At 38.7% G+C, this 10,792-nt stretch carries 9 protein-coding genes; 8 read left to right on the forward strand and 1 reads right to left on the reverse strand.

The window, feature by feature from the left end; translation table 11 throughout:
- Window positions 1-87: 87 nt before the first annotated feature.
- The 7 genes from H6614_12430 to H6614_12460 all read left to right on the forward strand — a co-directional run bounded on the left by H6614_12430 (window position 88) and on the right by H6614_12460 (window position 7,374).
- Window positions 88-1,512, forward strand: a complete 1,425-nt coding sequence (locus H6614_12430; protein MCB9244472.1) for an MBOAT family protein — start codon at window positions 88-90, stop codon at window positions 1,510-1,512.
- Window positions 1,512-2,468 carry a hypothetical protein gene (locus H6614_12435; GenBank protein ID MCB9244473.1) on the forward strand — a complete coding sequence of 319 codons (957 nt, stop codon included), beginning with the start codon at window positions 1,512-1,514 and terminating at the stop codon, window positions 2,466-2,468. The genes H6614_12430 and H6614_12435 overlap by 1 nt, the downstream gene beginning before the upstream one ends.
- Before the next feature lie 46 nt (window positions 2,469-2,514).
- On the forward strand, window positions 2,515-3,333 hold the full coding sequence (locus H6614_12440; GenBank protein MCB9244474.1) for a hypothetical protein: 819 nt from the start codon (window positions 2,515-2,517) through the stop codon (window positions 3,331-3,333).
- Between the two features lie 7 nt (window positions 3,334-3,340).
- On the forward strand, window positions 3,341-4,264 hold the full coding sequence (locus H6614_12445; protein ID MCB9244475.1) for a polysaccharide deacetylase family protein: 924 nt from the start codon (window positions 3,341-3,343) through the stop codon (window positions 4,262-4,264).
- 112 nt (window positions 4,265-4,376) lie between these two features.
- A complete protein-coding gene (gene atpD / locus H6614_12450; GenBank protein ID MCB9244476.1) occupies window positions 4,377-5,798 on the forward strand; it encodes a F0F1 ATP synthase subunit beta in 1,422 nt (473 codons plus the stop codon).
- A 3-nt stretch (window positions 5,799-5,801) separates the two neighbouring features.
- Window positions 5,802-6,212 carry an ATP synthase F1 subunit epsilon gene (gene atpC / locus H6614_12455; GenBank protein ID MCB9244477.1) on the forward strand — a complete coding sequence of 137 codons (411 nt, stop codon included), beginning with the start codon at window positions 5,802-5,804 and terminating at the stop codon, window positions 6,210-6,212.
- Between the two features lie 778 nt (window positions 6,213-6,990).
- Window positions 6,991-7,374: a T9SS type A sorting domain-containing protein gene (locus tag H6614_12460; GenBank protein MCB9244478.1), complete on the forward strand. Its 384-nt coding sequence runs from the start codon at window positions 6,991-6,993 to the stop codon at window positions 7,372-7,374.
- A gap of 190 nt (window positions 7,375-7,564) precedes the next feature.
- Here the strand turns inward: H6614_12460 and H6614_12465 are convergent, their stop codons facing one another.
- Complete coding sequence (locus H6614_12465) at window positions 7,565-7,777, reverse strand: hypothetical protein (protein MCB9244479.1); 213 nt, start codon at window positions 7,775-7,777, stop codon at window positions 7,565-7,567.
- A 747-nt stretch (window positions 7,778-8,524) separates the two neighbouring features.
- Here H6614_12465 and H6614_12470 point away from each other — a divergent pair.
- Window positions 8,525-10,015 (forward strand): hypothetical protein, encoded by a 1,491-nt coding sequence (locus tag H6614_12470; GenBank protein ID MCB9244480.1) that lies wholly within the window; start codon window positions 8,525-8,527, stop codon window positions 10,013-10,015.
- Window positions 10,016-10,792 lie beyond the last annotated feature (777 nt).

A 10,792-nucleotide genomic window follows, 5' to 3' on the forward strand; every position in this document is an offset into this window, starting at 1 on the left:
ACTGCATTTGAATTGAAATCGAAAATGGCTATTTATATTATTGTGGATATGGACTTTGCGGTATACTTCCGCTATTAATAATCGTTTATGATTTTTAACTCAATAGAGTTTTTAATCTTTCTCCCAATAACTTTTATTCTTTATTGGTTTGTATTCCATAAGGAATTAAAGGTTCAGAATCTTCTTCTCCTTGCAGCAAGCTATGTATTTTACGGATGGTGGGACTGGCGATTTTTGTCCCTAATTGTGATTAGTACTTTAATAGATTACATAGTTGGTATCAAGCTAAAATCAACGGAAAAAAAATCAACCCGGAAAAAGTGGCTCTGGGTCAGTGTAATTTTCAATCTTGGGTTACTAGGTGTTTTCAAGTATTTCAATTTCTTTATAGACTCATGGGTTAACCTTATGTCATCGGTAGGTTATCATATGGAGAGCACATGGAGTCTTCAGGTGATACTTCCCGTCGGCATTTCCTTTTACACTTTTCAAACAATGTCGTATTCGATAGATGTTTACAGGAACCAGTTAGAACCTACGAAAGATTTTGTATCATTTGCGGCATTTGTCGCCTTTTTTCCGCAACTTGTGGCAGGTCCTATAGAAAGGGCATCCAATCTTTTACCACAGATATTAAAACCAAGGACATTTGCGTCGGAGCAGAGCATAGACGGTGTGCGTCTTATAATCTGGGGTCTTTTTAAGAAGGTAGTAATAGCGGATTCGCTTGCCCCGATGGTAGATGCTATTTTTAAGAACTATACAGATTATACGGGAGGTACATTATTCCTGGGAGCAGTTTTATTTGCGTTCCAGATATACGGAGATTTTAGCGGTTACTCAGATATTGCTATAGGTACGGCTAAATTATTCGGTATAGAGGTGATGTCGAACTTTAAATTCCCTTACTTTTCGAGAGACATCGCGGAGTTTTGGCGAAGGTGGCATATTTCTCTTTCGACGTGGTTCAGAGATTACCTGTATATACCCCTTGGCGGATCAAAGGGAGGCAAATGGAAGTCGCTCAGGAATATATTTGCGATCTTTGTAGTAAGCGGATTCTGGCACGGGGCTAACTGGACATTTATAGCATGGGGAGGGTTCCATTCTTTATTATATGTGCCTATATTCCTGGTAGGAACGAACAGGAAGTTTTTGCATGAAGTGGCGGGACAGCATAAATGGTTCCCATCTATAAAAGAGCTATTCATGATCCTGCTTACGTTTACACTGGTCGTAATAGCGTGGATTTTTTTCAGAAGTGACAGTATATCGAGCTCATTTAATTACCTAAGGATAATGGTTACCACATTCAGTACTGTAATGATGTACAAAACCGGACTTGTTTACTGCGCAATGCTCGTATTCATGGATTGGCTATTTAAAGAAGACGAAAGGCTGCGACAGCCCTGGCTGAAGGGATGGGCAGGAATAATCTTCTTCGGATTCCTAGTAATAATGATAATAGATAAATTCAGCGGTTACAGCCGATTTATATATTTCCAATTTTGATGAAAAAGCTCCTACTATACATATTGCTTGTATTAACACCATTGATAGTAGTGGCTCTGATAAATATCTATATAGATTCAAAAAGTTATTTCAGCTCCAGATATTCCGAAAGACTCGCCGAAGAGATAAACAATACTCCTGTTTCGATACATTCCGAACCGGAATTCAGGCTTGTAATAAAAAAACTTATAGAACTCAATAAAGGAAAGCATTTTAACAAGATAGTATTGGGCTCAAGCAGGGCTATGCAAATAGGAACTCCGATAGGGGAGAGGGTATTAAACATTTCCGTTTCGGGCGCGGTACTAGAAGATTATGAAAAACTATTGGCGTTGGTGGACAGTAATTCAATAACTTATGATACGCTGGAAATATCCGCTCACGGGTGGCTCTTTAACAGGAACAACGGCGACCACAGGTATTATTTATATGACAAGAAAGCGGGTTTGGATTCTATAAAGAAGGCTTTTTCGTGGGAATATTTTTGGGATAATATGAATCCAAATAAATACGAACCCTGGGATGGTAACGATAAGGACTTCGTAGTTTACCCGGACGGCACAATAAGGTATGATATTAAATACAGGAACCAGGTACCGGACGTAGAACATCACGTGGAACAGGCATTAATATGGCCTTTCAAAGATTATTATGAAATTGATGACGATTATAAAGCGAGATTCGAGAATATTCTGAACAAGATCTCAAAAGACCATGTCATAGAGCTTGTATTACTACCTTATCATCCGGCTGTGTATAATGAATTGATAACAAAAATACCTATTATAGACCAGGCGGAAAATTACTATAAATCCATTCACAAGGACAACGTTATAGTGATAGGTTCCTATAATCCCGAAAAACTTGGTGTGGAAGCAAAAGATTTTTACGATCCCAATCATTTGAACGAAGAAGGCTTGATAAAAATGTTCAAGCATGAAAAAGTGAGGAACTGAGTTTTTTTTAGTAAGATAAATTCCAATATTTATTTACATGAAACCGATGAACAAAAGAATAGTTATCCTGACTGGCAGTGAGCTCAGGCATTCGTTTTTCAGAAAGTACCTTGGTCTAAGCAATTGTTTAGACGTTTTAAAAACTTTCTGCGAAGGAAAAGAGAAGAGTATTCAGGCTGTTGTAGGCGCACAGGAAAATAATGAGCTAAGACAGAGACATTTGAATGCGAGAGACCAGGTAGAAAGGGATTTCTTTGAATTATATGTTAATACGACGGAGGACAACTCAAACCCTGAGTTTATTGTCAAAGGCGAGATCAACTCAGATGAGAGAGTAAACGAAATAGCAGAATTATCTCCCGATCTGGTAATAGCCTATGGATGCTCGATTATAAAGGATCCTCTATTGGAAAAATTCCCTCATAAAATCTTAAATGTTCACCTCGGACTTTCCCCGTATTACAGGGGGAGCGGAACGAATTTCTGGCCTTTTGTAAATAACGAGCTTGAATTTGTCGGGGCTACATTTATGTACATGGATAAAGGTGTAGATACGGGAGAGATAATTCACCAGATTAGACCTGTGATCGTGAGCGGGGATTCGATACACCAGATCGGCAACAGGCTTATAAAAGACATGACTAAAGTTTATGCCTCCATCATAGCCGGATTTGACAATATTACTGGGATGAAACAGCCTGAAATACCCGCGAACGAAAGATATTATAAAAAGAAAGATTTTACGGAAGAGTCTATTGTCACCGCATATGAAAATCTCACCAATGGAATGATAGACGAGTACCTTAATGTAAAGGATAAAAAATGCATGGAGAATCCGATAGTTATAAACGACCTTTTTAAATAATTCCTCTATGAAATCGATCATGTATCATTACGTCAGGGAGCCAAGCGAGGAACTACCTTACTTTAAATTCCTTAACGTGGATGATTTTAAGCAACAGCTGGATTTTTTTGAGAAGGAAGAGGGATTTGTATCGCGGGATGATTTTATAAGAGCATTTGAGACAGGAGAAACCTACAACGGAGTGGTATTGACATTCGATGATGGGTTTAAGGATCATTTTGAGTATGTCCTGCCTATCCTTAGAGAGAGAGGATTATGGGGAGTATTTTATATTCCAACGGGACCATTTGTTAATAAAAGTATTTTGAACGTTCACCGGATCCATCTTTTGCTGGGTACTTATGGGGGTAAAAGGATCTTCGATGCGCTGACTGGCAAGTTAGAAGATGACATGCTCACACACAAGGACATAAAAGAATTCACGACAAATACTTACGATAAACAGGATAACGACGCATATACAAAAATGGTAAAAAGAATCCTGAACTATTATATAGGATATGAATTCCAGGGACCGGTCGTTATAGAATTGATGAAAGAATTTCTTAATGAGGACGAATTGATAAAAGATTTTTACGTTTCACAGGAGGAGATAAAAAAAATGCATGATGAGGGAATGATCGTAGGAAGCCATACGGTGAACCACCCTGTTATGAGCAAGCTAAGCGATGATGAGCAAAGGAATGAAGTAGCTGATTCATTTGGATTTTTGGATGGGGCAACAGGAGGCTTGCAAATAAGAACATTCTGCTACCCATATGGAGGTTTTCATTCCTTTAACGAACAATCCGAAAAAATACTCATACAAAATGGCTGTAAATTTGCTTTTAATGTAGAATCACGAAGTATCGAACCAGCCGATCTTTTGGACCGCCCCACTGCTTTACCCCGATATGATTGCAACGAGTTTCCTCACGGACAATGCAGGTAGTTATTCTTAATTATCATCAAAATTTGTCTGATTTAGATGGTTTTCTGCATTTGAATTGAAATCGAAAATGGCTATATTTGGGTTTATTTAAAAAATTTTAAACCCGTAATTAATGTCAAGTAACGGACAAAACATAGGCAGAATTGTTCAGGTCATAGGACCTGTTGTGGATATGGATTTTGCAGGTGGTACACTTCCTGCTATAAATAATGCAATACATATAAAGAGGAAAACCATAGAGGATGTAGAAGATACATTGATAGTGGAAGTACAGCAACACCTCGGTGAGAACAGGGTAAGAGCGGTAGCGATGGATAGTACAGACGGACTTGTAAGAGGAATGGAAGGTGTTGACATGGGCGAGCCGATATCAGTACCTGTAGGACCTGAAGTGCTGGGAAGACTTTTGAATGTAACAGGACAGGAAATCGACGGTAAGGGACCGATTGGTACAAAGATGAGATTACCGATACACAGACCAGCCCCGAAATTCGAGGATCTCTCGACAAAGCAGGAGATGTTTGAAACAGGGATCAAGGTTATCGACCTGCTCGAACCGTATACAAAGGGCGGAAAGACCGGTCTATTCGGAGGTGCAGGTGTAGGAAAGACGGTTCTCATACAGGAATTGATACACAATATCGCGAAAGAGCACGGCGGTTACTCAGTATTTGCTGGAGTAGGTGAAAGAACACGTGAAGGTAACGACCTTTACCTGGAAATGACCGAGTCGGGCGTATTGAGCAAGACATCACTGGTATTCGGACAGATGAACGAGCCTCCGGGAGCAAGACAGAGAGTTGCGCTAACGGGACTGACCGTAGCAGAATATTTCAGGGATGAAGAGGGCAGAGACGTGCTGTTATTCATCGATAATATGTTCAGGTTTACACAGGCAGGATCAGAGGTATCGGCGCTTCTCGGACGTATGCCATCGGCGGTAGGTTACCAGCCGACACTTGCATCTGAGATGGGTACCCTACAGGAAAGGATCACTTCGACAAAGAAAGGTTCTATTACTTCTATTCAGGCGGTATATGTACCTGCTGATGACTATACAGATCCGGCACCGGCGACTACATTCTCTCACCTTGACGCGACTACAGAGCTTTCGAGAAAGATCTCCGAGCTGGGAATTTACCCGGCTGTGGATCCGCTGACATCAACATCGAGGATCCTGGACCCGATAGTTCTTGGTGAGCATCACTACGAAGTTGCGCAGGGAGTAAAGAGACTGCTTCAGAATTACAAAGACCTTCAGGATATAATCAACATTCTGGGTATAGATGAGCTATCGGACGAGGATAAGCTTGTTGTAGCGAGAGCAAGAAAGATACAGAAATTCCTTTCACAGCCGTTCTTCGTGGCGGAGCAGTTCACTAACAGACCGGGAAGATATGTAAAGCTGGAGGATTCGATCGCAGGCTTTAAGGCTATATTGGACGGTGAAGTGGATGATCTGCCAGAGAACGCATTCTACCTGATGGGAACAATAGACGAAGTAATAGAGAACGCTAAAAAAATGAACGCATAAGATTTGGAAACAACGAACATAAATCTAGAAATAGTAAGTCCGGACAGGAAGGTGTTCAGCGGGGAAGTGAAGTCAGTATCCGCGCCGGGCATAGAGGGCGGGTTCCAGGTACTATCGAACCACGCTCCATTCGTGACGACTCTCGGAATAGGGAAGGTGAAGATACAGGGCACGGACGGCGGTGAGCAGATATTCGCTATCAGCGGGGGAATATTTGAGGTGAGCAAGAACAAGGCAACCATACTGGCTGAGTCTATAGAGAGCCAGGAGGAGATAGACGCGGATAAGGTGAAAGCGGCTCTGGCAAGGGCAGAGGAGCTTTTGAAGAGCCAGGAGATATCTAAGGACGAGAAGTCGAAAGCCAAACAGGAAGTGGAAGAGCACAAGAATAAACTGAAAGTGGTTAAAGAATAAAGAAGATCTAAGCAATTAGCTGTAAAAGCAAAAAGCCTGCAGAAATGCAGGCTTTTTTTATTTTAATGAGAAGAAACCGGCCCGGCATTCGCCAGGCTTTGCACTTATTACACCTTTGAAACCAGAGCCTTGATTATGACAATTATCCAGTAGGAAATTTTCAAACACATGGCTATTAATTCGAGTTTTTCTTTCAGGTCTTTCATGTCTTCTCGCAGTATAAATGAGCAAGTAAACCGCGCCGAAGCGCTATTGATGTTAAAGAACGGTTATTTACTATATAATATAAGGCTGTACTACAAAAAGTAGACAATCTACGCGAAAATATTTCGCCGGACAATTATTACCTGTTTACCGGGTCCGCGACCTCATATACGCACATATACCTCACAAAGAACCTCTATACTTCTTTATATAACTATTTTTGAAAACGTTGTTGTTGACGAATAAAGTGAAATTTTTTTAAAAAATTTGTGCCTAAAAGAGGCTAAAAATTACGTTTTTACAGATTTCTGAATTATAGGATGATCATCTGCTCACTTATCAGCACACCTTCCGAAATCCTTCATTTTTTATTCAAAATTTCCCTTTCGAGACAATCGAATATTTTATCCGGTTTATTAACAGGTACTTAGGTATATAGACCTCCTTCCCGTTCGAGACATTCCGGGAATCTTTCTTTGGTTTGGCGGTCTAATTGGGTTATGTTTATTTAGAATGAGACAAGAAGAGTCAAAAAAATAAAAAACATAATAAAAAACAAAAAAACCTAAAAACAATGGAAACTTTACAGAAAAACACGCTAAACACCTTACTTAATGAGTATGCTGAGATAAACAGCATGATCGAAACCTTAAAAACCGCTAAAAAAGCCGAGAAAACTACAACAACCCCGGTAACATTCTCATTAAGTGATTGTTTTCCGAAGATGAATGATTCAGCTATAAAGATAGAGTTCGCGCTTCCTTACAGGAGCAGGGTAACGGTAACGGTATTCGATTCAATGGGAAACGTCGTAGAAGCCCCATATTTCGACGAGATGATGAATTCAGGGACATTTGAGTGTAACGTGGACAGGAGCGGTCTGGATACGGGAACGTATTTTTATTCGCTGACAGCAAACGATGAAGTGATCTCTACAAAGAAATTAGTACTGGTTTAAGACTATTAGAAGATAAACACCATAAGAATGGGTGTAGTAAGAGTATATACAGGAATTCCACAGCCTCCAGACGGTAATATACAGCATTACGCGGTAGAAATTACCGGTCCGGGCATAAGTATCCCACGACCTCTCTTTTGATTTTTCAAAAGAAAGCCCTTCAAATAATATAAATTTCAGTTTTTAAGGTTTAGCGAGATAATTCTTTCACAAGGTCATTGTGATTCGACTCGTATTTTAATACTTTGGTCAAATCTTCTTCAGAAATGTTATCTCCCCGTTGTGCTTTACCAATAAACAGCTTAAGATACCCACCAACCTGAATAAGCCTAATTAATGAGGCTTTTTCAACATCCGTAAGATCGTCCCCCCGTTGATCAACTTCTTCGAGTATCTTCTTCACCTTAGCACTCTTTTTTTCGAGACGCTTGACTAGGTGTTGAAGGTTCAATTTTTTGCCAGATTAAGTTATTAAATTGTCCCCCTGTTGATTTAAATATAAATTAAAGAATATCGATACCTCAAACAAAGAAAGATTTCTTTTTTGTACATGAAGATTATGAAATCATTAAAGAATTTTGGTTGAAAAATGTGTATTTTTTCTAGAAAAACGCATATTTTGTAAGCAATGTTACGAAATGTGTACCGGTTGATGGCAGTAGAGACCCTTAAGAGCAAAAATGCTTTGAAAATATTAGCAAAAAAGTATCAATATGAAAGTCAAACTCCATTAAAAAATATAGAAAAAAAACTATAGCCGGATTGCTGGAAATTTTATGACTCTGATGCAAAAAATTTTTAGGGTCTGTAAGAGCTGACGGAAAGAATTATCGAGTGAGATTTTTTATGTTACACAAGATATTATTTTTAGAATTATATAATGTGTAAAAAAATATGAATAAAAAAATATACTGCACCTAATAAGGGTTGTAAAATTTATTATGTAAAAAACATAAAAATTTTTTATGATACTTCACGCAAAAAATGGAAAATTATTTTTATTTAAGTGGTGAACTCAGAAACTTTTACTTTTGAAGAAGTGTTCGCTTCTTTAAGTTGGTATGTGTTTTATTTTGTAAATTTTGTATCTTACATCAAAGTACGGGGTGATCAGTAGTAAAAGGGTTATTTGGAGAAGCTAACCTTTTTTATGCAGAACACCAAACTGATTTCTTTATTTAAAACATTTAGTCCGGTCGAATTTAAGGAGTTCGATAAGTTTCTTAGCTCGCCTTTTCACGCGGGTGATAGAAACCTAAGGCCTTTCTTTGAAACACTCAAAGATTTTTATCCAGATTTCGACGATCCTAACCTCACGTCCGAAGAGACCTTCCGGGTATTATATCCAGACGAAAAATTCGATGAATCACGCATAAGGAAGCTGAGCTCCTTCTTATTTAAGATGGCGGAAGAGTACCTCATTATCGTGGAGCTGAGAGGAAAAACTATCGAGAGAAAGTTTATGCTTCTCGAACAGTTCCGTAAAAGGGGACTCGACTCACCTTATAACGGGCTCGCCAATTCACTGGATAAGGATATCACAACTGAAAAATTCGAGATGGAATTCTTTTATGTGAACCGTCTTCATTATTCACTCGAGGTATCAAACTATTATTACGCATATAAGAATGATTATGCCAAGGCGTTTTCAATGGCAGAAGAGCATATAAGCAACGCCGTAGGAATGTTCTTATTCTTTTTATTTAAGGCTTACAATATCGAAACAATAGCGAAGAGATCGTTTGTGCAGGCTTTTAATCCTCCAATATTATCCGAGATGAAAAAGTCATTCGACCTGGAGGAATTTATGAGTTCAGAAGCTGTGCAAAACGACGAAAAGCTAAATATCCTGATACCTGACTATCATATTTACAAATCCCTTTTTGATCTAAATGACACAAAAAGTTATCAGACCGGGAAGGAATTATTTTTGAAGAACATACCGCGCTACAGCCGTAATACGAATCTAATGTACTTCAGAGATTTTAACAGCATCAACCTGGGACGTCTGAACGCACCCAAAGATGATCAAACAAGGGAAAGTACAAGAAAGGAGATATTCGAGATGGTAAAGCTCCAGCTGAAACTGGACGCAATAGTGCCCGATCATCAGAAATTTATTCCAAATGAGAACTACAGGTACATGCTTCACAGCGCACTGAATGTGAGTGAATATGACTGGGCTGAGGATTTTATCGGTAAGTACACGCCAATGCTGGAGCCTAATCAAAGAAGCACAATGAAGTTCTTTTCGTTAGCGCTCCTGGAATTTAAGAGAAAGAACTTCGAAAAAAGCCTGGAGCATCTGATCAAGGTCAAGCATGACACCCCATTCTTAAAATTCGGAATAAGACAGCTGAACTTTATGTTATTCTTTGAGCTGGGGCTTTATGAGGAGGCGAGGTACTTTCTCGATACGACGCAAAAGTATTACTATAATACAAAGGAGCTTTCTCCAAGCGTAAAGGCGCGCGGAGAAAACTTTATCAAATATTTTAAGCTATTATTAAGATATTCGGATAAGAAGGATATAGAAGAGATAGGAATGAATTTTAAAAAGCTAAAGGCGGAGAGCGCCATCTCAGACAAAGACTGGTTACTTTCCAAATTCGAAGGGATATTGAATCCGGCTAATAAATAGGGCGGCATTGCCGCCGCCCACTGAAAGTGACCAAAATTCAATTAGATGTTGCAGTTGACTGCTTTAACTATTGATTATTGTGTAATTAAGCCCGTTTGTTTCTCCTGAAAAATTATCATTTTACCCTCCCTTTCTTAATTTTCATGTGAATTTATAGCTTTTTACCCTCGGGGACAAAGAAACTTTCTTACAATGTTCCAGTCCTCTATATGTAGATATCGCATGAAAGCACGATTTTTTGCTAAAAACGCACTTTCTCTCTAATAGTGTACCGTTTAGCAGTAATTGTCTCAGGTGCTTTTCCACTATTTGTGGTATTCTACAGCAAAATATAACAAGTATGACGCAGATCAAAAAGTTTTTGGCGATAACCAGGATTTCCGCATATCGATCCGGCTTAAATTAGGCAGGTGATACCCTCTCAGAGCTAAAAATTCCCCCTCTCAGATAAGAATTGTATCTCACAACAGATAAAAATGCAGTGATTTCATTTTTATTTTCGAGACAATTGAACTTTTCTTCGGAATATTGAACCTGAAAAAACAGCATTTTAAAAAAATCGCATTTTAAAAATGCCACGAGACAATTAAAAAATCTTTCTTTTGACAGGGGAGCATTTCGATATAAATTTGTATCAAAAGGTTCTAATAAAATTAAAAAACATTTTAAAACAAAAAACAAAAACAAAAAGGAAAACAAAAAATGACAAACACAACAAAAGTAGCAACAAAGGTAAGAAATTTCACACTCGCAGCAATTCTTTTAGTGATCGGTATC

It is taken from the genome of Ignavibacteriales bacterium (genome assembly GCA_020635255.1).
In the GTDB taxonomy this organism is placed as follows: Bacteria; Bacteroidota; Ignavibacteria; order Tepidaquicellales; family Tepidaquicellaceae; genus JAEYVS01.

What these genes read in the sequence shown, in the direction of transcription:
- H6614_12435 (MCB9244473.1), top strand. Translation starts at nt 1,512, where the DNA reads ATGAAAAAGCTCCTACTATACATATTGCTTGTATTAACACCATTGATA.
- H6614_12460 (MCB9244478.1), top strand. Translation starts at nt 6,991, where the DNA reads ATGGAAACTTTACAGAAAAACACGCTAAACACCTTACTTAATGAGTAT.
- H6614_12440 (MCB9244474.1), top strand. Translation starts at nt 2,515, where the DNA reads ATGAACAAAAGAATAGTTATCCTGACTGGCAGTGAGCTCAGGCATTCG.
- H6614_12470 (MCB9244480.1), top strand. Translation starts at nt 8,525, where the DNA reads ATGCAGAACACCAAACTGATTTCTTTATTTAAAACATTTAGTCCGGTC.
- H6614_12445 (MCB9244475.1), top strand. Translation starts at nt 3,341, where the DNA reads ATGAAATCGATCATGTATCATTACGTCAGGGAGCCAAGCGAGGAACTA.
- H6614_12430 (MCB9244472.1), top strand. Translation starts at nt 88, where the DNA reads ATGATTTTTAACTCAATAGAGTTTTTAATCTTTCTCCCAATAACTTTT.
- atpD (MCB9244476.1), top strand. Translation starts at nt 4,377, where the DNA reads ATGTCAAGTAACGGACAAAACATAGGCAGAATTGTTCAGGTCATAGGA.